Origin of the sequence: Paramagnetospirillum magneticum AMB-1, from assembly GCF_000009985.1 — a bacterium.
Taxonomy (GTDB): Bacteria; Pseudomonadota; Alphaproteobacteria; order Rhodospirillales; family Magnetospirillaceae; genus Phaeospirillum; species Phaeospirillum magneticum.
The window spans coordinates 2449934-2471145 of the sequence record NC_007626.1 but is presented as its reverse complement, the minus strand read 5'-3'; the positions used below and the strand labels follow the sequence as shown (position 1 = coordinate 2471145).

The following is a 21212-nucleotide window of genomic DNA, read 5'->3' as shown; positions in this document are numbered from 1 at the left end:
GGACAGGGCCTCGGAAGACCTACACCACCCGGACGTTCTTGAACTGCCAGGGGTCGGAGATGTCCAAGTCCTCGGCAAACAGGGCTCCGCGTCCCTCCAGCGGCGTCCAGTCGGTGTAAACCCCGACCACCGGCCCGAGATAGGGCCGGGCAATTTCCAAGATACGCTGGAAATCGATCTCGTCGGGCTCGACGATGCCCATCATGGGATTTTCCAACGCCCAGATCATGCCGGCCAGCACCGTGGATGTCACCTGCAGGCTGGTGGCGCTGTTGTGGGGTGCCAGTTCGCGGGCCTCGGCGATGGACAGTTGCGAGCCGTACCAGTAAGCCCCCTTGGCATGGCCGGCAATCAGCACCCCCAGTTCGTCGATGCCGCTGACCAGCTCCTTGACCATCAGGCGCTGCCGCGACGGCATGGTCCAGTTCTTGCCGGCCAGTTCGTGCAGCGACAGCACGGCCGCATCGCAAGGATGGTAGGCGTAGTGCACCGTGGGACGGTAGGTCACCCTGCCCTGCTCCTTCACCGTGAAGTAATCGGCGATGGAGATGGATTCGTTGTGGGTGATGAGAAAGCCGTGAAAGGCGCCTTCCACCGGGGTCCAGGTCCGCACCTTCTGGCTGGCGCCCGGCTTCATCAGGTAGATGGCCGCATCGCTGCCGAAGTCGTGGCGTCGCCCATCGGGGGGCAATTCCTTCTCGTGGGTGCCCCAGCCCAATTCGGCGGGCTGGCACCCCTCACCCACGAAGCCGTCGATGGACCAGGTGTTGACGAACTCATCCGGCCCCTTGGGCGTGGTCCCCTGCTGGGTATCGCGCTCGGCCACGTGGATAACCTTGACGCCCAAACGCGACGCCAGCTCGCCCCAGCCCCGCCGGTCCTTGGGAACGTCCGCCCCCAGCCCGGTATCGGCGGCGATGTTCAGCAGCGCCTGCTTGACGAAATGGGAGACTAGGCCGGGATTGGCGCCATGGGTGACCAGGGCCGTCGGCACCGGAGCGTCGACCCGAAGCCGCAGCATCTCCTCGCGCAGCGCGTAGTTGGAGCGAAGCGACGGCGACAGGCTGGGATCGGTGTAGCCACCGGCCCAAGGTTCGATGCAGGTGTCCTGATACAACACCCCGAGATCGCGGCACAGCTCGACCAGCGCGGTCGACGACACATCCACTGACAGGTTCAGCAGGAAGTCGCCCTTGCGCAGCATGGGAGTCAGACGGTCGCGGAAATCGTCCTTGGTCAGCGCTTTGTTGGTGAATTCGATGCCGTATTCGGCGGCAACCTCGCGGCCGCGTTCGCAGGCCGTAATGATGGTGATCTGGGCCGGTTTGATCTCGATATGGCGCAGGATGAGGGGCAAAATGCCCTGGCCGATGCTGCCGCAGCCGATGATGACCAAACGGCCCTTGAAGACAATGGTGCGCATAGCGGTACTCCCCTTACCTCGGTTCTGGCCGGTGCCTCGAAGGCCCGGACCTGATGACATCAACAACGCTCCTAATCACGGGCTCCGCGAGGAGCCCGCGCTCGACGAGTTCGGCGGCAGGCGACCGGAATCGGCCGCGACCGCCGTCACATACTAGTGAGAATTTTCGGGATAACGCCCATCGTATGGGTCACGAACATGTCCACCTCCCTTTCGGGCGCCGCCAAAGAACCCGGCGGCTCTTCCAAAAAGGACGCGTCCGTCGTTGCATAACCGACAAGGGCCATAGGCACGTACGTGTGCGTCACTGACCCGGTATATACCCGTCCCTCTACTGCGATGCAATACTATTGGATCGAGCCGGGGCGGCGCATGCTGCCATCAGCCGCCATTGCGGCGGCGGCCAAGCGGCCGGAGGGCCGCGCCCGGCGAGGGACAAACATTAAGCTAGATCATCGTGCGCCGAATCCGGCGCACGATGATCTAGACTACTCGGCGGCCTGGACCAGGGCCAAACCTTGACGCACATGATCGAGGAAAGCGGCCTGGGCGCTGGAGACGAAGGAATCGCGGCGGCGGATGAACACCGTATCCACCAGAGCCTCTTCCGGCGGCAGGACATGGACACCAACGGACCCGTCGCGCCACACCCGCTCCACCATGCGGCGCGGCAGCAGGGTCACGCCCATGCCGGCGGCGACGCAGCCCTTCACCGCCTCCAGCGTGCCGAATTCCAGCAGACGCAGCCCGATGACCCCGCGCCGGGCCAGAATCTCCTCCAGCCGCCGGCGGTAGGAGCAGCCCACCCGCAGCACCACGATGCGCAGCCCGGCCGGCAGACCCGACCAATCCAGCCGCCGTACCGAAGGGGCGGTCAGCACCACCAGTTCCTCGCGGAACACCGCCTCCTCGTCCAGGTCGGGATGATTGACCGGACCGGCGACGAAGGCCCCCTCCAGACGGCGCTCCAGCACCAGGTCCACCGCCTCGGCCGAGGTGCAGCCGCGAATGGACAGATCCACCTGGGGCTGGTTCTGCACGAAGCTGGTGAGCAGCGGCGCCAGATGCATGGACAGGGTGGTCTCCAGCGAGCCCACCACCAACTCCCCCTTGGGTTCCCCGTCATCGGTCACCGCACGGCGAGCATCCTGCAGCAGGCTGATCACCTGCCGGGCATAGGGCAGCAGGCGACGGCCGGCGGCGGTGGGCTCCACCCCCCGGGCGTGGCGCTGGAACAGGGCGGCGCCCAACTCCTCCTCGAGACTCCGGATGCGGGCGGTGACGTTGGATTGAACGGTATGCAGCTCGGCCGCCGCGCGGCTCATGCCGCCCAGCCGCACCACCGCCTCGAAGACTCGCAGGTCACCCGCATCCATGGCACACCCCATCGCTATGAGTGATGGACTATATCACAACAAATCGTTTTTTATGAACAGCGGAGACGGGTAGCGTGGAATCGCCAACCAAGGAGCCCCTCATGCGCCGGCCCGGTCCTCTGCGAGCCACATTTTCCGCCCTGTGCGCCAATCTGGTGGGCATCGGCCTCGCCCGCTTCGCGTATTCGCCGCTGATTCCGGCGCTGGTGAACGAGGGCTGGTTCGAAGCGTCGGCCGCCGCCTATCTGGGCGCCGCCAATCTGGCGGGCTATCTGGCCGGGGCGCTGTCGGCACGCTTCCTGGCCCATCGCTTCGGCGCCGCGACCGCCCTGCGGGCCATGCCGGCGCTGATCGCCGTCTCCTTCCTGGTCTGTGCCCAGCCTCAGCCCTTCATCTGGTTCTTCGTCTGGCGCTTCCTGTCGGGCATGGCGGGCGGCGTCATCATGGTCCTGGCCGCCACCCTGGCCCTGCCCCATGTCCCGGAATCCCGCCGGGGTTTGGCCGGCGGACTCATTTTCATGGGGGTCGGACTGGGAGCGGTGATTTCCGCCGCCCTGCTGCCTCCCCTGCTGGCCCGCGGACTGCCCTTCACCTGGATCACCCTGGGGGTGATCTGCACCGGCTTTACCCTGGCCGCCTGGAACGGCTGGCCCGACGACAAGGTCCCGGCCTCGGCCGGCGCCGCCCCGGTGCCGCGTGACCCACGCCTGCGCGCCCTGATGCTGGTCTATGGCCTCAACGCCTTCGGACTGGTGCCGCACATGGTGTTCCTGGCCGATTACGTGGCCCGGGGCCTGAGCCAGGGCATCGAACGCGGTGCGTTGGTGTGGCTGCTGTTCGGACTGGGAGCCTCCATCGGTCCGGTGGTGCTGGGCCGGCTGGGGGACCGCTTCGGCTTTGGCGTCACCCTGCGGGGCGCCCTGGTGGCCCAGGCCGTGGTGGTCGCCCTCACCTCAACCACTAGCGAAGTTGGGTGGCTGGCTCTGGCCGGCTTCATCATGGGCGGCTTCTGCCCCGGCGTGGTGCCGGTGGCCCTCGGCCGGGTGCGCGAGCTGCTGCCCGGCGACCATGCGGGCCAGCGTGCCGCCTGGAGCCGTACCACCGCCGCCTTCGCCCTGGGACAGGCGGGCGGCGCCTATGGTCTGGCCTGGCTGTTCTCGCAAGGCGGCGGCTATGGTCCGCTATTTCTGGCGGGGGCGGCGGCCCTGGTGCTTGGGCTGGTGGTGGAACTGGCGGTCAGGCCGCGCCGGAGCGAAGCTTCGGAGCCTGCTTGAAGCCGAAGCGAAGCTTCAGTGCCCGCTTGAAGGCCGCATCGCGCTTGATGGCCGCCTCGCGCCGCAAGGCGTCGCCATGGGGCAGCGGACCTTCCTGGTGAATCAGGCGCCAGGGGCCGCGCCCACGGGTGAACTTGGCCCCCTCGCCCGCATTGTGGCGGGCCAGCCGGTCCTCCACGTCCAGCGCGATGCCGGTATAGGCCACATCGGCGCCGTTGAGCAGGACATAGACGAACCAGTCCTTCATCGCGCCACGATCAGCTTCAGCCCCAGGGCGATGAAGACGCCGCCGGCCAGACGGTCCAGCCACAGCCCGGCGCGGCCATGGCGCCCCAGCCATCCGCCCAGGGAGCCGGCGAACCAGCCGATGATCCCGAACAGCACGCAGGCCTGCAGGGTGAACAGCAGCCCCAATTGCGCGATCTGCCAGCCGGCATCGCCTTTGTCGGCCACCACGAACTGGGGCAGGAAGGCCAGGAAAAATAAGACGACCTTGGGATTGATGGCGTTGGCCAGCAGCCCGCGCCGGAACAGCACGGCCAGGGATTCGCTGCCTCCCACCGTGCCGTCGATGCGCATGGCCCCGCGAGAGCGCAATGCGCCGATGCCCAGCCACACCAGATAGGCGCCACCCGTCAGCTTCAGCCCGGTGAACAGCAATGGCGAGGCGGCGATGGCGGCGCTGATGCCCAGCGCGGCGAGAAGGGTATGGCTGAGACAGCCGAGGGCGCAGCCCAGGCCGAAGGCCATTCCGGAGCGCCGCCCCCGCGACAGGCCGAGGCTGAGGATCATCAGATTGTCGGGCCCCGGCGACAGGGTGATCAGCATTGCCGCCGCCAGGAAGCCCAGGGCCTGGACAGAATCGATCATGGCCCGAAGTCTGCCCTACAATTCCCTGAGGCGAAAGCGCTGGATCTTGCCGGTCTGGGTCTTGGGCAGGAAGTCGACGAACCGGATCTCGCGCGGATATTTGTATGGGGCGATATTGGCCTTCACGAAGTTCTGGATCTCCTCGGCCAGCAGTTCCGACGCCTGGGAGGGATTGTCCAGCACGATGCAGGCCCGGACGATGGTGCCCCGCGCCTCGTCGGGTACGCCGATCACCGCGCATTCCGCCACCTTGGGATGCTCGAGGACGGCGCGCTCCACCTCCTGGGCCGAGATGTTGTAGCCCGACGAGACGATCATGTCGTCCGAACGGTCCACATACCAGAACCAGCCCTCGGCATCCTGCTCCATGATGTCGCCGGTGACGTTCCAACCGTTGCGGACAAAGGCGGCCTGGCGGGCCTGATCGTCGAGATAGCGGCAGCCGGTGGGGCCACGCACCGCCAGCCGTCCCTTGGACCCCACCGGCAGCGGATTGAAGTCGTCATCCAGGATGCAGGCGGTGTAGCCGTCCACGGGAAAGCCGGTGGCCCCCGGCTTGGCCACGTCGGCCGACTGACAGATGAAATGGGTCAGCATCTCGGTCATGCCGATGCCGTTGACCAGCTTGACGCCGGTCCGCTCCAGCCAGTCGTCGTAAAGCTTGGGCCGCAGGTGCTCGCCCGCCGAGGAGGCCTTGCGGAGCGACGAGATGTCGTACTTGCCCACCATTCCCAGCATGGCGTTGAAGGCGGTGGGCACCGCGTAAAGGCTGGTGGCGCGGTGACGCTGGATTCCCTCCAGAATCAGCTCGGGCGTCGGCTTGGGCACCAGCACGGCGGTGGCGCGATGACGCAGCGGGTACATCATGAACGCCGCCTTGCCATAGGTGAAGGCGATGGAAGGCGAGCCGATCACCACCTCGTCCGGCTCCAGGGTATGGCGGCGCGGCCAGCAATCGCACGACGCCAGGATGTCGCGGTGAAAGTGCATGGCGCCCTTGGGGTTGCCTGTGGTCCCCGAGGTGAAGGTGATCAGCGCCACGTCATCGGCCGCCGTATCCACATTGGCGAAGCCGGTGGGCTTGGCCTCGGCCCGACGGTCCAGATCGGCCTCGGCCTTGGCCCCGTCGCAGAGGGGGGTGAAATAGGCGACATGGCGCAGCTCAGCCATCTTCTGGCGGGTGAGATCCATCTCCTCGGCCAGATCCAGCTCGCACAGGGCGATGGAGACGCGGGCCTTCTCGACGATGTAGCTCAGTTCCTTGGCGCGCAGCAGCGGCATGGTGGTGACGCAGATACCGCCCGCCTTCAGCACCGCCAGCCAGCAGGCCACCAGCATGGGCGTATTGGCCGAGCGCAGCAGCACCCGGGCGCCCGGCACCAGCCAGAAATCCTCGGTCAGCACCCGGGCGATGCGCTCGGCCCGGTCGAGCAGATGGGCGTAGCTCCAGGTCCCCTCCCCATAGTGGAACACCGGCTTGGCGCCGAAACCAGCCGCCACGGCGGTATCGATCAGCGCGGCCGCCGCGTTGATGCGGTCGGGGTAGTGGCTGAGGTGCGGTGCCGAGTAGTCGAAGACCGGCCACAGATCGGGCGGCGGCAGCAGTTCGCGGGCAAAGCGGTCCACATGGGCACTGGGCACGCCCCCTGGAGCTCCACTGGACAAGCGCATCTGATCCTCCGCCGACTGAATGTTCATTCATCTGAATGATTATTCATTCATCGAACCAAGGTCAAGGGGAATGGTCGGAGTGTCATCCCGAGCGAAGTCGAGGGATCTCATCCTGGAACGGCAATTTCCCATCCGGCATCGGTGATCCAGACGGAGATTCCTCGCCTCCGGCGCGGAATGACAGGCTCGATCAGGAAATGGATGGCCCCAGCCGCCCGATCATCCTGCCCCGTGCCGCCGGCATGGCCGCATGGCGCGGATCGAGCACATGGCGTTGCAGAAAGAAGCCGGTCAGGTCCAGCCCCTCACGGATGGCGCGGACGTCCCCTTCCCCGCCCCCCACCAGGAAGGCCGGCAGCCTGAACAGCTTGTCGCGGTAGGGCTCTCCCGCTTCGCGGGAGACGGCACGGCCGGTCTTGGGGCTGACCCAGGCCAGATCATCGGTCCGGCCGGTGGCGGCGCAGGCCGAGAGGTCGAGGCCGAACCCCAGGTCCCGCAGCAGGGCCAGTTCGAAATGCACATAGATGCTGGGCCAGGATTCCGCCTCCAGGGCGTGGAGCAGCGCCACCAGGGCGGCGTGGCAGGCGGGATGAGGCTGACGCTCGGCCAGGCGGCCTCGGCCAGGGCGCAGGCCGAGCCCAGGGCGGCGAGCCGCGCCGCGTCGTCGAGAAAGGCGGCGGCGTGGGCGTGCAGCATTTCCAGGCGAAAATTGCCCAATTGCTCGGGCAGGCGGCCGGTCCATCTGGCGCGGACCAGATTGCCGGGCTGCAGGATCGGGCGGTTGGCCCTGCCCTGCCCGCCATGGACCAGTCCGGCATGGCGCCCGTGGGAGCGGGTCAGCAGGGAGGCGACGGCGCCGGTCTCGCCATGGCGGCGCACCGCCAGGACGACGCCGTCGTCATCCCACTCCATTCCAGCTCCAGACGAACAGCCCCAGGCCGCCGGTGGTCGCCGCCAGGGCCAGGGCCGCCAGCAGCTTCTGGCGCGGGGAGATGACGGGCACGTCGTCGTCTTCCAGGCTCCAGGCGCCCCGGGTGAAGCGATGGGCCAGCAGGCCCAACAGCACCAGCACCCCCACCCAGATCAGGGCGATGGCGATGGCGCGCGGGCTCATTCCGCATTCCTCATGAATCGAAATCCAGGCCAATCTCGGAGTAATGGCCGCGCTTTTCCGACCAGTCCTCGCGCACCTTGATGTGGATGAACAGGTGGACGCGACGTTCCAGCAGTTCTTCCAGCTCCTGACGGGCGGCGGCGCCGATGGACTTGATCTGGCGCCCGGCCTTGCCCAGGACGATAGGCTTCTGGCTTTCCCGCTCCACATAGATCACCTGATCGATGCGGGCCGAGCCGTCGTCCTTTTCCTCCCACTTCTCGGTCTCCACGTGCAGGGAGTACGGAAGCTCCTGATAAAGGGCGAGGAAGGCCTTTTCACGGGTGATCTCGGCGGCCAGCAGGCGCTGCGGCAGGTCCGAGACCTGATCCTCCGGGAACATCCACGGCCCCGGTGCCACCAGCTTGCCCAGATGGGCCAGCAGATCGGCGATGCCGTCGCCCTTCAGCGCGCTGATCATGAAGACGTCGGTGAAGATGCCCTCGGCGTCCAGTTGGGCGGTCAGGCCCAGCAGCTTGTCGCGCTTGACCAGATCCACCTTGTTCAGCACCAGAATGGCCTGACGCTTGGTCTCCTTCAGCTTGTCGACGATGGCGCGGGATTCGTCGTCATAGCCCTTGGCCGCGTCGATCAGCAGGCAGATGTGGTCGGCATCATTGGTGCCGCCCCAGGCGGCGGCCACCATGGCACGCTCCAGCCGCTTCTTGGGCGCGAAGATGCCGGGGGTATCCACCAGGACCACCTGGGCCTCGCCCACCATGGCGATGCCCATCACCCGGAAGCGGGTGGTCTGCACCTTGGGCGAGACGATGGACACCTTGGTGCCCACCAGGGCGTTGACCAGCGTCGACTTGCCGGCATTGGGAGCGCCGACCACCGCCACGAAGCCGCAGCGCTGTTCGGTTTCGGGGACTTCATTCATGTTTTCACCTGTTCCAGCAGCAGGCCGGCTGCCGCCTGCTCCGCCACTCTTTTGGAGGCACCACGGCCCACGGCCGAGCCTACACCTTCCACGCTGACCTCGATCAGGAAAATCGGCTCGTGCGGCGGACCTTCCTGGCCCAGAACCTGATAATGGGGCAACGGCTTGCCGCGCCCCTGGGCCCATTCCTGCAGACCGGTCTTGGCATCCTTGGGCGGCGCCAGGGCCTCTTCCATCATGGGCTCCCAGCGCGAGCGCACGAAGCTCGCCGCCACGGCGAATCCGGCGTCGGCGTAAAGGGCGCCGATCACCGCCTCGCAGGCATCGGCCAGAATGCCGGGATTGGCCCGCCCCCCCGCGTCATCCTCGCCCTTGGCCAGCACCAGACAGCGCCCCAGGCCGATCTCGGTGGCGATGCGCGCCACCGCCTCGCGGCGCACCAGGGCGGCGTGGCGGCGGGCCAGGGCGCCCTCGGCCTCGTTGGGAAAGCGGGAGAACAGCATCTCGGCCACCACCAGCCCCAGGACGCGGTCCCCCAGGAACTCCAGCCGCTCGTAAGGGTCGGAGGTCCGGGACTTGCGGCCCTGGTGCATGCTGGGATGGGTCAGGGCCTGGGCCAGAAGCTCGGGCCGTGCGAAGGCATGCCCCAGCAGCGCGGAAAGCTCGGCGGCGGCGCCCTTCATGGCGCTACTCGATCCCCTGAAGCAGGCGGGAATAGCGGATGGCCCAGGGCCAACGCCAGACTTCCCACAGGGCGGCGCTGCCGTCGCCCGAGAAGAACAGGATTTCGGCCCGCCCGACGAAATTCTCGGCCGGGACATAGCCCACCTCGGACAGGAAGCGCGAATCCGCCGAATTGTCGCGGTTGTCGCCCATCATGAAGTAATGGCCGGCGGGCACCACGTATTCCATGGTGTTGTCGGCGGGGCCGTTGTCGCCCAGGAATTCGATGATCTTGTGCTTGCGCCCGTTGGGCAGCGTCTCGACATATTGCGGGGCGCGCAGGATATTGCCGTCGCGATCGCGCTCGACGAAGTCCTCGATGCGCTTCCTATCCACGGCGGTGCCGTTGATGTGCAGGATGCCGCCCTTGACCTGGATGCGGTCGCCGGGCAGGCCCACCACCCGCTTGATGTAGTCGACCTTGTTCTCCGGCGGCTTGCGGAAGACGATCACGTCGCCGCGCTCGGGCGTGCGCTCCATGATCCGCCCGCCCCCCGGCCCGAAGCCGAACGGCAGGGAATAGCGGGAATAGCCATAGGCGTATTTGGAGACGAACAGATAGTCGCCGATCAGCAAGGTCGGGATCATGGACCCCGAGGGAATGTTGAAGGGCTCGAAGGCCAAGGTGCGCACACCTCCGGCGATCAGCATGGCGTAGACGATGGTGCGGATCGTCTCACCCATTCCGCCCGACTTGCCTTTAGACATGAATATCGCCGTTTATCCCATTGAAATACATGACACCAGCCTCGGCCGAGGCATTGAGCGTCGCCGAGATCAAGCCAGCCTGCGCGAACGATGTCAAGCAGGCTGGGCTTCGACGATCACCACGGCCTGGGCCAGGGGGTAATCGTCGGACAGGGAAAGGTGCAGACGGGCGATCATCCCGGCCGGAATCCGCCGCGCCAGAAGCGCCGCCGCCCCGCCGCTCAGCGACAGAAACGGGCGCCCGTCGCCGTCGTTGGCGACCTCGATATCGCGCCAGCTCACGCCGTCCTTGCCCAGCGCCTTGACCAGCGCCTCCTTGGCGGCGAAGCGCTTGGCATAGGCCCCGGAGCGCGCCCGCCCGCTCCGCCGTTCGGCGGTCGCCCGCTCGGCTTCGGTGAAGACCTTGGCGATGAAACGCTCGCCGAACCGCTCCAGGCTGTCCTCGATGCGGCGGATATCCACCAGATCGTTGCCGAGGCCGATGATCATGGACGTCTCACTCTCCTGGTTCGGCTGGAGATGGTAGAATCCTGCCGGGACGGGAACAAGCATGTGATGAAACGAAACCCGCAGGGAACCCCAAGATGACCATCGAAAGCTTCATGCAAGGCTACAAAGCCGCCTGGGAACAGCGCGACCCCAGCATGTTCGCGGCCCTTTTCGCGGCCGGGGGGCGATACCACAACACCCCCTTCCAGGTTCAGGAGGGCAGCGCCGCGCTGATGGAGTACTGGAAGCGGGTGCAGCTTCAGGAAGACATCCAGGTCAACTACCAGATCCTGGCCAGCCAGGACGGCGGCGGCATCGCCCATTGGCACGTCACCTATCTGGTCGCTTCCGAGGAGCTGTTCCAGATCTGGGCCAGGTCCACGGGCACCGGCCTGCCGAACCGCCAGCCCGGCGACCCGCTGCCGCGCATGGTGCTGGACGGCATCCTTCAGGCCGACTTCGCCGACGGCCTGTGCCGGGAGGCCCGCATCTGGTGGCACAGCCAGCCCCAGGCGAGCTAGGCTCCCCGCGCCTCGTCCATCAGGCGGCGCATGTGGCGGATGGACGCGTCCAGGCCGACGAAGATCGCCTCGCCCACCAGGAAGTGGCCGATATTCAGTTCCATGATGGAGGTGATGGCCGCCACCGGCTTGACCGTGTCGTAGCTGAGACCGTGGCCGGCATGACATTCCAGGCCGATGGCCTGGGCATGGGCGGCGGCGGCCTTGATGCGGGCGAATTCGCGGTCGCGGGCCTCGCCCTCCGCATCGCAATAGGCGCCCGTATGCAGCTCGATCACCGGCGCCCCCAGCGCCTTCGAGGCGTCCAGCTGCCGAGGATCGGCCTCGATGAACATGGAGACGCGGATGCCGGCCTCGGACAGCCGCCCGACCAGAGGCTTCAGGCTCTCGAACTGGCCGACCACGTCGAGTCCGCCCTCGGTGGTGCGCTCCTCGCGCTTCTCCGGCACGATGCAGGCGGCATGCGGCCGGTGGCGCAGGGCGATGGACACCATCTCCTCGGTGGCCGCCATCTCGAAATTGAGCGGCAGGGAGATCTCGTTGGCCAGACGCTCCATGTCGCGGTCCGAGATATGGCGCCGGTCCTCACGCAGATGCGCCGTGATGCCGTCCGCCCCCGCCGCCGCCGCCATATGGGCCGCCCGGACCGGATCGGGATGGTGCCCACCGCGGGCATTGCGGATGGTGGCGACGTGGTCGATGTTGACGCCGAGGCGCAGGCGGGTCATGGCCATTAAACTCCGTTGAGAAATGGGCCACAGATGAACACAGATGAACACAGATCAAAACGCATAGACTGCGGGACCACGGCCGCTCGGCGTGATCGCGTCATGATCATCTGTGCTTATCTGTGTTCATCTGTGGCTAATCGCTAATTCCGCGCCCGATCCACCGAGTTGATGGCCGGCGTGGCGCGCAGGGCGGCGATGACGTTGGTCAGATGCTTGACGTCCCTCACCTCGATATCGATCAGCATCTCGAAGAAATCGGTGGTGCGGTTGGTGATCTTGAGATTGGTGATGTTGCCCATGTTCTTGGCGATCACCGTGGAGATGGCGCCGAAGGCGCCGGGCTCGTTGGTCACCACCAGATCGATGCGGCCCACATGGGCGGCCGAATCGGCCTCGTCCCAGGCAAGGTCCAGCCAGCGCTCGGGCGCTTCGGCGAACTGTTCCAGGTTCTCGCAGTCGATGGTGTGAATGGTGACGCCCTTGCCGGTGCTGACGATGCCGACGATGCGGTCGCCGGGCAGCGGGTGGCAGCAGCCGGCGAAATGCATGGCCATGCCGGGGATCAGCCCCTTGATGGGCACTGCGCCGGCCTTGTCCTTCTTGTTGGTGGACGGTTTGTCGCCGCGGACCTTCAGCGCCACCACGTTATCGTTGCGGTTGGCCTGGGCCTTCAGCTCGGGGAACACGGTGGAGACCACCTCGCGGGCGGTCAGCGTGCCCTCACCCACCAGGGCCAGCAGATCCTCGGCCGAGGGCGCCTTGAAGATGCGCAGCACCCCTTCCAGGGCCTTTTCCGTGAACTCGTAGCCTTCCTGGCGGAACGAGCGCACCAGGATGGCGCGGCCCAATTCCGTGTACTGGGCGCGCTGCTGGGTGCGGATGAAGCGGCGGATGCGGGCGCGGGCCTTGCCGGTGACGACGAAGCGTTCCCAGGTGGGATTGGGCGTCTGCGCCTTGGAGGTGATGATGTCGACCTGGTCGCCATTCTGCAGCTGAGTGCGCAGCGGCATGATGCGGCCGTTGACCTTGGCGCCGACGCAGGTGTCGCCCACCTGGGAGTGGACGGCATAGGCGAAATCCACCGGGCAGGCGCCGCGCGGCAGCGAGATCAGGTCGCCCTTGGGGGTGAAGCAGAACACCTGGTCGGAGAACATCTCCAGCTTGGTGTGCTCCAGGAATTCCTCGGGGTTGGAGGCGTGCTCCAGAATATCCAGCAGCTCGCGCAGCCAGCGGTACTGGCGGCCGTCGGTCATGTTGCCGCCTTCGCCGCCGCCGCCCTTGTACTTCCAGTGGGCGGCGACGCCCAGTTCGGCCACTTCGTGCATCTCGCTGGTGCGGATCTGCACCTCGATGCGGTGGCGCTCGGGCCCGAACACGCCGGTATGCAGCGAGCGGTAGCCGTTGGGCTTGGGCGTCGAGATGTAGTCCTTGAACCGGTTGGGAACCATGGGGTACTTGGAGTGGATCACCCCCAGCGCCCGATAGCAGTCCTCCACATTATCCACGGCGACGCGGAACGCCATGATGTCGGAGAGCTGCTCGAACCCCACGTTCTTGCGCTGCATCTTCTGCCAGATGGAATAAGGCGTCTTCTCACGCCCCGAGACCACGGCCTTGATCCCCGGCTCGGCCAGGATGGAGCGCAGTTCGTCCAGAATGCGGCCGATCAGGTCGCCGCCCTGCTCGCGCAGGAAAGACAGGCGCGCCACGATGGAGCCGCGCGCATCCGGGTGCAGCTCGGCGAAGGCCAGATCCTCCAGCTCCATCTTGATGCCCTGCATGCCGATGCGTTCGGCCAGCGGCGCATAGATCTCCATGGTCTCCATGGCGATGCGACGGCGCTTGTCGGGATTCTTGATGTAGTGAAGGGTGCGCATGTTGTGCATGCGGTCGGCCAGCTTGACCAGCAGGACGCGGATGTCCTCGCTCATGGCCAGCACCAGCTTGCGCAGATTCTCGGCCTGCTTGGCGTGGTCCGATTGCAGCTCGATGCGGTTCAGCTTGGTGACGCCGTCCACCAGACGGCCGATTTCGCGCCCGAACAGCTTCTCGATATCGTCGAGCGTCGCCGGCGTGTCCTCGATTGTGTCATGCAGCAAGGCGGTGATGATCGAGGCGGAATCCAGACGGTACTTGGTCAGGATGCCCGCCACTTCGATGGGGTGCGAGAAATAGGGATCGCCCGAGGCCCGCAATTGCGAGCCATGCATCTTCATGGCGAAGACATAGGCGCGGTTGATGGCGTCCTCGTCCGCATTGGGATCGTAGGACTTGACGCGCTCCACCAGTTCAAATTGGCGCATCATCGCGGCATCACCTCACCCTCTCACTCCCTTGAGTTTGGACGGGGAGCGTCGGCGGGAAAAGAGGAAAAATAAAAAAACAAGGCCGCCCGCCCATCTTTCAAGATGGGAACGGGCGGCCTTGCATCACAGGCTTATTCGTCGCCGGAATCCACGTCGAAATCGGCGCCGGTATCGTTGATGGACATGCCGTCCTCGATCATCTCGTCCTCGTTGGCGACATTCTCGAAGGCCAGATCACGGTCGGCGATGAAGCCTTCCATCTCGTCCTCTTCCGGCTCGTCCACCTCGACGTGCTTCTGGAGGTTCTGGATCAGGGCGTTCTGCAAGGCATCCAGCGGCACGGTGTCGTCGGCGATCTCGCGCAGCGCCACCACCGGGTTCTTGTCGTTGTCGCGCTCCACCGTCAGCTTGGCCCCGGCGGAAATGTCCCGTGCCCGCTGGCCGGCGATCAACACCAGTTCGAAGCGGTTCGGAACCTTCAGTACACAGTCTTCAACCGTAACGCGCGCCATCGAAGATCCTTGTCTTTAGGCAATCTCGGAAAGAGACAGCTTATATCGTCGCTTGGGCCTGGAAAGCAAGCCCCCATGCCAAAGGCCCCTTGCAGGACAGCCCCTCCCCCCCTACGTTGAAGGCATTATTCGCCGCCCCAGGCGGCTAAGGCCTTTCAGACAAGTGAGATCGTCATGCAATTCTATTCCGCCGAACGCCTCGGCCTGTTCATCGACGGGTCCAACCTTTATTCGGCCGCCCGTGCCCTGGGCTTCGACATCGACTACAAGAAGCTGCTGAACCTGTTCGCCGGCAAGGGGCGCCTGATCCGCGCCTTCTACTACACCGCCCTGATGGAGGATCAGGAATACTCCCCCATCCGCCCGCTGGTGGACTGGCTGGACTACAACGGCTACACCATGGTCACCAAGCCGACCAAGGAATTCACCGATGCCATGGGCCGGCGCAAGATCAAAGGCAACATGGATATCGAACTGGCCATCGACGTGATGGAGATGTGCCAGTATCTCGACCATGTGGTGCTGTTCTCCGGCGACGGCGATTTCCGCCGCCTGGTGGAAGCGGTGCAAAGAAAGGGCGTGCGCGTCTCGGTGGTCAGCACCATCCGCTCGCAGCCGCCCATGGTGGCCGACGAGTTGCGGCGTCAGGCCGATGTGTTCATCGAACTGCAGGACCTGGAGAGCCAGATCGCCCGCGCCCAGCAGCACCGCGACGACCGCCCCTACCCCGCCGATTGAGATGAGCTTTTCCGCGCCCGGGGCCGATTGCGGGCTGTGCCCGCGTCTGGCCGAGTTCCGCCGCGCCAACCGGGTCCAATTTCCCGGCTGGCATCACGATCCGGTGCCGTCCTTCGGCGGCCTGGAAGCCCCGTTGCTGGTGGTCGGCCTCGCTCCCGGCCTCAAGGGCGCCAACCGCACCGGGCGGCCGTTCACCGGCGATTATGCCGGCGACCTGCTCTATTCCACCCTGATCCGCTATGGTCTGGCGCGGGGAGAGTACCGCGCCGCCGCCGATGACGGGCTGGAACTGGTGGGATGCCGCATCACCAACGCGGCGCGCTGCGTGCCACCCGCCAACAAGCCGCTGCCCGCCGAGTTCGCAGCCTGCCGGCCCTTCCTGGCCGCCGAGATCGCCGCCATGCCCAATCTGCGGGGGATTTTCTGCCTGGGCCGCGAGTCCCATGATCAGGTGCTGTCCACCCTGGGCGTGCGCAAGGCCGCCAACCCCTTCGGCCATGCCCGCCTCCACGCGCTGCCGGGGGGACTGGTGCTGGGCGACAGCTATCACTGCTCGCGCTACAACACCAATACCGGCCGCCTGACCGAGGCCATGTTCCATCAGGCCATGGAAGCCTTGCTGGGGGCCTTGCGTTAATACTCCATTGATACGGAAGTGCTAGACTTCCCGTCTGTAGAGGCGGTGGGAGCCACCGGCATGACCGTCATCGAGTGGTCCAATGAGCTGAAGCTTGGCGTTCCGGCCATGGATGCCGAGCACCGACATTTGCTGAAACTGACCAATGACTTCCTCACCGCCGCCCGGGAGAACGCGGCCTTTGCCCGCCTGACCCTCATCCTGGGCGAGTTGATCGCCCGGACCCGCATCCATTTCCAGGCCGAGGAAACTCTGCTGGACCGCGCCGGCTATCCCGGCCTGGCGGGACATCGCGCCGAACACGGACGATTGCTGGTGGAGGCCCAGCGGCTTTACGAGCGCTTCCAAACCCTGGATGCCGCGCCAGAGCATGATGACCTGGCATCGCGGACCCTGACGCTCGAGGCGGCAAAGTTCCTGCAGCGCTGGCTGGTGGATCATATCCTTGCCGATGACCGCCCCTACCGACCTTACGTCTCGCACTTGACCTGAAGCTCAGGCCTCCGGCGGGAAGTCGCCGGCGAACAGGAAGCTGTTCTTGCCCCGGCGCTTGACCGCATACATGGCGGTATCGGCACGGCGGATCAGTGCCGGGCCGTCGGCGGCATCCTCGGGATATAGCGCGATGCCGATCGATCCCCGCACATGGGCAGTTCCCACCTCCAGGTCATAGGGCTTGGACAGCGTCGCCAGAATCTTCCCGGCCACCAGGGCAGGGTTGTCGCGGTCGTGCACCCCTTCGAGAATCACCACGAATTCGTCACCGGCCAGACGCGCCAGGGTATCGGTGGCCCGCATGCACTGGTGCAGCCGGGCCGCCGTCTGCTGCAGCAGCACGTCGCCGGCCGCATGGCCCAGAGTGTCGTTCACCGCCTTGAAGCCGTCCAGGTCGAGAAACATCAGGGCGAAGCGCTTCTTGTCGCGCTTGGACTGCCGCACCGCCTGATTGAGGCGATCAACGAACAGCGAGCGGTTGGGCAGGCCGGTCAGGGCGTCATAATTGGCTTGGCGCCAGATGCGCTCCTCGTCCTCCTTACGGTGGGTGATGTCGGAAAACACCGCAACGAAATGGGTGATGGCGCCGCTGACATCCCTCAGCGCATTGATGGACAGCCATTCGGCATAGAAGGCCCCCGACTTGCGCCGGTTCCAGATTTCGCCGGCCCAATGCCCCGATACCGACAGGACTTGCCATAACCCGGCATAGAATTCGGGATCATGCCGGCCCGAGCTGAGAAAGCTGGGATTTTTCCCCCGCACCTCTTCCTTGGTGTATTCGGTGATGGTGGTGAAAGCAGGATTGACGAAGATGATCCGGTTGTCGGCATCGGTGATGACCACCGCCTCGGTCACTGTCTCCAGCACCTTGGCGGCCAGCAGAATCTGCTGTTCCGCCGCCTTGCGCTCGGTAATGTCGTAGATCCAGGCCAGATTGACCGGCTCGTTCTCGAAGTCCAGGGGATGGATGGTCAGCAGGCTCCAGAACGGAGAGCCATTCTTGCGGCGGAACTCCACCTCTGCGTCGTCGAGGCGGCCGTCGCGGCGCAACATGGCCAGCACCACCTGCCGCTGGGCATCGTCCACATAATGCTCGCGGGCCTTGGAGCCGAGAAACTCCTCGCGGCTCATGCCGATGATGTCGGTGAAGCGGGAATTGGCGAAGACCACCTTGCCGTCACGCCGCCGCGATACCGAAACACCGACCGGGCTTTCCTCCAGCATGCGCCACAGGCGGGCCTCGCTCTCGGCCAGCCGCGCCGCCGCCTCGGACCGTTCGGTAATATCGGCTTTCAGTCGCTTGACCATCGGACGGAAGACACCGACCGCTGACAGCAGCAGCAGGCCGAGGGCGACGAACAGGCTGGTTCCCTGAACGGTAACCACCTCGTTCAATTGTCCGGCGGCATCTCGGCGGAACCGGCTGGAAACCTCATCCAGGCCCGACATCAGCGGCTTGGCCGCCTTCAGGGTGATGCCCGCCAGATTGGTCTTATGCCCCTCCGCGCTATCGGGCAGGGAGAGAATCGCCCGCCCAAAGCGGACGAAATCCCTCATTTCGCGGTCAAGATTCCAAGGCGAGGCGGTCAGCACCTCGCGGGCCGGCGGGGACAAAAACCGGGCATCCGCGAAGAAGAGACGCTGATGCCCGGCCTCCAGTCCATCAAGGACGGAAGCCAGGGACCGGCGGGCCGCCACGCGATCCTCGCCCGAGGCGACCAGGAAGCGGTGGGTTTCGAACACCGCCTGCTGCACCAGCACCCGCTGTTCTCCGGTCAATTGGACCAGTTCCGAGCTTTCGCCGGCATCGGTGACGATTCGGGCCAGGGCGAAAAATGACAACAGGGCAACCACACCCAACACCGCCAGAACGGTGATGTAGCGTATGGTCAGGTCCCGCGTGATCCGCTCGCCGTGATCCGGCATCCCCTCTCTTTATCCCCCTCCTCAGGCGCCGGAAAGACGTTCAAGAGCCTCTCGCAGCTTGTCCACGGCGCCGGCCCAATCAGCGCGGCGCTCGTGCTGCTCCTCCACCACTTCCGGCCGCGCCTTGGCGACGAAGTCGGCGTTGCCCAGCTTCTTGTCGACCTTGGCGATCTCGCCCTCCAGACGGGCGATTTCCTTGTCCAGGCGGGAACGCTCCTTGTCCACGTCGATGACGCCGCCCAGCGGCATTACCAAGGTGGCCTCATCCACCACCATCTGGGCGGCACCGTGGGACGATGCCTGAGCCACCCGCTCGGGCGTGGCCTGGGCATCAAAGGCGGTCAGACGGACCAGGCGGGTGATCAGGTCGGCGTGGGTCTTGGCCCAGCCGCGCTTGGTCTCGGCCAGACCGGACACCAGCAGGTCCACCTGGGCCGAAGGCGGCACGTTCATCTCGGCGCGCACGCCGCGCACCGTGGAGATGACCCGCACTACCCAGTCCATTTCCTCTTCGGCTTCCGGCGCGGCAAGGCCGTCCAGGGCAGGCCAGGAGCGCAGCATCAGGTCGCCATCGCGCTCGGCGATCTGGCCCCACAGCTCTTCGGTGATGAAGGGCATCAGGGGATGCAGGACGTGCAGGATCTGGTCGAGAACCCAGGCGGCGGTGGCCCGCGTCTCGGCCTTGGCCGCCTCATCGCCGCCGTTGAAGATGGGCTTGGCGAATTCCAGGTACCAGTCGCAGAAGGTCCCCCAGACGAATTGGTAGGCGCCACCGGCCGCGGCGTCGTAGCGATAGCCTTCGATGGCGGTGCCCACCTTGGCGGCCAGTTCGGCGGTCTTGGCGACGATCCAGCGGTTGACGGTCTCCTTGACCGCCTTGGGATCGAATCCCGCCACCGGCCGGCATTCGTTCATCTGGCAGAAGCGCGCCGCGTTCCACAGCTTGGTGGCGAAGTTGCGGTAGCCCTCCACCCGGCTCTCGGCCAGCTTGACGTCGCGCCCCTGTGCGGCCAGCGCCGACAGGGTGAAGCGCAGGGCGTCGCAGCCATACTTCTCGATCAAGTCCAGGGGATCGATGATGTTGCCCTTCGACTTGGACATCTTCTGGCCCTTCTCGTCGCGAACCAGGGCATGGATATAGATGTCGCGGAAGGGCACATCCCCCATGAAGTGGATGCCCATCATCATCATGCGGGCGACCCAGAAGAAGATGATGTCAAAGCCGGTGACCAGCACGTCGCCGGGATAATAGCGGTCCAGCTCCGGAGTCTTTTCCGGCCAGCCCAGGGTGGAGAACGGCCACAGCGCCGAGCTGAACCAGGTGTCGAGAACGTCGGAATCGCGGGTCAGCTCCACATCCTTGCCGTAATGCGCGGCGGCGGCGGCCCGGGCCTCGTCCTCGGTCTCCTCGACGAAGAAGGCGCCGTCGGGGCCGTACCAGGCCGGCACCTGATGCCCCCACCAGATCTGGCGCGAGATGCACCACGGCTGGATGTTGCGCATCCACTCGAAATAGGTGTTCTCCCAGTGCTTGGGAACGAAGCGGGTCTTGCCCGTCTCCACCGCCTCGATGGCCGGCTTGGCCAGGGTGGCGGCGTCCACGAACCACTGGTCGGTCAGCCAGGGCTCGATCACCACGCCCGAGCGGTCGCCATAGGGCACCATGTGGGTGTGGGGCTCGATCTTGTCCAACAGGCCCAGGGCCTCGAACTCTTCCACCACCTTCTTGCGGGCGTCATAGCGGTCCAGACCGCGATAGCCCTCGGGCACCTCGTCGATGGTGCGGGCGTCGCGGTCGAAGATGTTGATCTGGGGCAGATCGTGACGCACGCCGACCTGGAAGTCGTTGAAATCATGGGCCGGGGTGATCTTCACCGCGCCGGTGCCCTTGGTGGGGTCGGAATATTCGTCGGCAACGATGGGAATCAGCCGGTTGACGATGGGCAAGCGCACCATCTTGCCCACCAGGGCGGCAAAGCGCTCATCCTCGGGATGAACCGCCACGGCCGCATCGCCCAGCATGGTCTCCGGCCGGGTGGTGGCCACGGTGATGAAGGTGTCGGCCATGCCCTCGACCGGATAGCGGAAGTGCCACATATGGCCCTTCACTTCCCGCTGCTCCACTTCCAGGTCGGAAATGGCGGTGTGCAGCTTGGGGTCCCAGTTGACCAGACGCTTGGCGCGGTAGATCAGGCCCTGGCGGTGCAGGGTGACGAACACCTTGCGGACGGCGGCCGACAGGCCCTCGTCCATGGTGAAGCGCTCCTTGGCCCAGTCGGGCGAAGCACCCAGGCGGCGGAGCTGGCGGGTAATGGTCCCGCCCGATTCCGCCTTCCACTCCCAGACGCGCTTGATGAAGTTGTCACGGCCCAGATCGTGGCGGGTGACCTTCTGGGCCTCCAACTGACGCTCCACCACCATCTGGGTGGCGATGCCGGCATGGTCGGTGCCGGGCTGCCACAGGGCATCCTTGCCGGTCATGCGGCGATAGCGGATCAGCACGTCCTGCAGGGTGAAGGTCAGCGCGTGACCCATGTGCAGGCTGCCCGTGACGTTGGGCGGCGGCATCATGATGGTATAAGGCGCGGCATTGGAGTCGGTATGGGCGGCAAAGGCGCCCTGGGCCTCCCAGCGCTCGTAATGCTTCGGCTCCACTTCGGCGGGGCGATAGGTCTTATCCAGCATGGCCATGGGACTTGTCACTTCAATTGGGGGGACACAAACGAGAAGGGCGGCCCGATCCTGCCGGGCCGCCCCTTAGGCTTAGAACCGG

The 21212-nt window shown here is 65.7% G+C and carries 20 protein-coding genes and 1 pseudogene; 5 read left to right on the top strand and 16 right to left on the bottom strand.

Going from position 1 to position 21212, the window contains the following annotated elements; all coding sequences use genetic code 11:
* Nucleotides 1-19: 19 nt before the first annotated feature.
* Together AMB_RS11470 and AMB_RS11465 are read right to left on the bottom strand one after the other, a co-directional pair.
* Nucleotides 20-1423 (bottom strand): homospermidine synthase, encoded by a 1404-nt coding sequence (locus AMB_RS11470; protein ID WP_043744294.1) that lies wholly within the window; start codon nt 1421-1423, stop codon nt 20-22.
* Nucleotides 1424-1911: 488 nt separating this feature from the next.
* Nucleotides 1912-2799, bottom strand: coding sequence for a LysR substrate-binding domain-containing protein (locus AMB_RS11465; protein WP_011384663.1), 888 nt, complete (start codon nt 2797-2799; stop codon nt 1912-1914).
* Between the two features lie 101 nt (nt 2800-2900).
* Between AMB_RS11465 and AMB_RS11460 the strand changes: the two genes are divergently transcribed.
* Entirely contained in the window at nt 2901-4073 is a 1173-nt protein-coding gene (locus AMB_RS11460) for a YbfB/YjiJ family MFS transporter (RefSeq protein WP_043744291.1), read from the top strand.
* On the opposite strand, the gene AMB_RS11455 is transcribed toward AMB_RS11460, so the two are convergent.
* From AMB_RS11455 to acpS, 9 genes and pseudogenes are all read right to left on the bottom strand, one after another.
* A complete protein-coding gene (locus AMB_RS11455) occupies nt 4036-4320 on the bottom strand; it encodes a GIY-YIG nuclease family protein (protein WP_043744288.1) in 285 nt (94 codons plus the stop codon). The genes AMB_RS11460 and AMB_RS11455 overlap by 38 nt on opposite strands.
* Nucleotides 4317-4943 (bottom strand): LysE family translocator, encoded by a 627-nt coding sequence (locus tag AMB_RS11450; RefSeq protein ID WP_011384661.1) that lies wholly within the window; start codon nt 4941-4943, stop codon nt 4317-4319. The genes AMB_RS11455 and AMB_RS11450 overlap by 4 nt, the downstream gene beginning before the upstream one ends.
* A 15-nt stretch (nt 4944-4958) precedes the next feature.
* Nucleotides 4959-6614 (bottom strand): AMP-binding protein, encoded by a 1656-nt coding sequence (locus tag AMB_RS11445; RefSeq protein ID WP_011384660.1) that lies wholly within the window; start codon nt 6612-6614, stop codon nt 4959-4961.
* Between the two features lie 190 nt (nt 6615-6804).
* Nucleotides 6805-7526, bottom strand: a pseudogene (gene recO, locus AMB_RS11440) (DNA repair protein RecO).
* Entirely contained in the window at nt 7513-7728 is a 216-nt protein-coding gene (locus tag AMB_RS11435; protein ID WP_011384658.1) for a hypothetical protein, read from the bottom strand. The pseudogene recO and the gene AMB_RS11435 overlap by 14 nt, the downstream one beginning before the upstream one ends.
* Nucleotides 7729-7738: 10 nt before the next feature.
* Nucleotides 7739-8650 (bottom strand): GTPase Era, encoded by a 912-nt coding sequence (gene era, locus AMB_RS11430; RefSeq protein WP_011384657.1) that lies wholly within the window; start codon nt 8648-8650, stop codon nt 7739-7741.
* Nucleotides 8647-9333 carry a ribonuclease III gene (rnc, locus tag AMB_RS11425; protein WP_011384656.1) on the bottom strand — a complete coding sequence of 229 codons (687 nt, stop codon included), beginning with the start codon at nt 9331-9333 and terminating at the stop codon, nt 8647-8649. The genes era and rnc overlap by 4 nt, the downstream gene beginning before the upstream one ends.
* A 4-nt stretch (nt 9334-9337) precedes the next feature.
* Entirely contained in the window at nt 9338-10081 is a 744-nt protein-coding gene (gene lepB / locus AMB_RS11420) for a signal peptidase I (protein WP_011384655.1), read from the bottom strand.
* Between the two features lie 93 nt (nt 10082-10174).
* Nucleotides 10175-10570 carry a holo-ACP synthase gene (gene acpS / locus AMB_RS11415; protein WP_011384654.1) on the bottom strand — a complete coding sequence of 132 codons (396 nt, stop codon included), beginning with the start codon at nt 10568-10570 and terminating at the stop codon, nt 10175-10177.
* A 95-nt stretch (nt 10571-10665) separates the two neighbouring features.
* On the opposite strand from acpS, the gene AMB_RS11410 reads away from it, so the two are divergent.
* Nucleotides 10666-11091: a nuclear transport factor 2 family protein gene (locus tag AMB_RS11410; protein ID WP_011384653.1), complete on the top strand. Its 426-nt coding sequence runs from the start codon at nt 10666-10668 to the stop codon at nt 11089-11091.
* Here AMB_RS11410 and AMB_RS11405 read toward each other — a convergent pair.
* From AMB_RS11405 to rpoZ, 3 genes are all read right to left on the bottom strand, one after another.
* Nucleotides 11088-11819, bottom strand: a complete 732-nt coding sequence (locus AMB_RS11405) for a pyridoxine 5'-phosphate synthase (RefSeq protein ID WP_043746577.1) — start codon at nt 11817-11819, stop codon at nt 11088-11090. The two genes, AMB_RS11410 and AMB_RS11405, sit on opposite strands and share 4 nt — an antisense overlap.
* 143 nt (nt 11820-11962) lie before the next feature.
* On the bottom strand, nt 11963-14128 hold the full coding sequence (locus AMB_RS11400) for a RelA/SpoT family protein (protein WP_011384651.1): 2166 nt from the start codon (nt 14126-14128) through the stop codon (nt 11963-11965).
* A gap of 131 nt (nt 14129-14259) precedes the next feature.
* Nucleotides 14260-14640: a DNA-directed RNA polymerase subunit omega gene (gene rpoZ / locus AMB_RS11395; protein WP_011384650.1), complete on the bottom strand. Its 381-nt coding sequence runs from the start codon at nt 14638-14640 to the stop codon at nt 14260-14262.
* Between the two features lie 174 nt (nt 14641-14814).
* Here rpoZ and AMB_RS11390 point away from each other — a divergent pair, with 174 nt between their 5' ends.
* The 3 genes from AMB_RS11390 to AMB_RS11380 are packed head-to-tail and all read left to right on the top strand — an operon-like array spanning nt 14815 to nt 16507.
* Entirely contained in the window at nt 14815-15378 is a 564-nt protein-coding gene (locus tag AMB_RS11390) for an NYN domain-containing protein (RefSeq protein WP_011384649.1), read from the top strand.
* Between the two features lies 1 nt (nt 15379).
* Nucleotides 15380-16015 (top strand): uracil-DNA glycosylase, encoded by a 636-nt coding sequence (locus tag AMB_RS11385; protein WP_011384648.1) that lies wholly within the window; start codon nt 15380-15382, stop codon nt 16013-16015.
* Nucleotides 16016-16075: 60 nt separating this feature from the next.
* On the top strand, nt 16076-16507 hold the full coding sequence (locus tag AMB_RS11380; protein ID WP_011384647.1) for a bacteriohemerythrin: 432 nt from the start codon (nt 16076-16078) through the stop codon (nt 16505-16507).
* Between the two features lie 3 nt (nt 16508-16510).
* Here the strand turns inward: AMB_RS11380 and AMB_RS11375 are convergent, their stop codons facing one another.
* Together AMB_RS11375 and AMB_RS11370 are read right to left on the bottom strand one after the other, a co-directional pair.
* Nucleotides 16511-18439, bottom strand: coding sequence for a diguanylate cyclase domain-containing protein (locus AMB_RS11375; RefSeq protein WP_011384646.1), 1929 nt, complete (start codon nt 18437-18439; stop codon nt 16511-16513).
* Between the two features lie 21 nt (nt 18440-18460).
* Nucleotides 18461-21124 carry a valine--tRNA ligase gene (locus AMB_RS11370; protein ID WP_173361915.1) on the bottom strand — a complete coding sequence of 888 codons (2664 nt, stop codon included), beginning with the start codon at nt 21122-21124 and terminating at the stop codon, nt 18461-18463.
* Between the last annotated feature and the right edge of the window lie 88 nt (nt 21125-21212).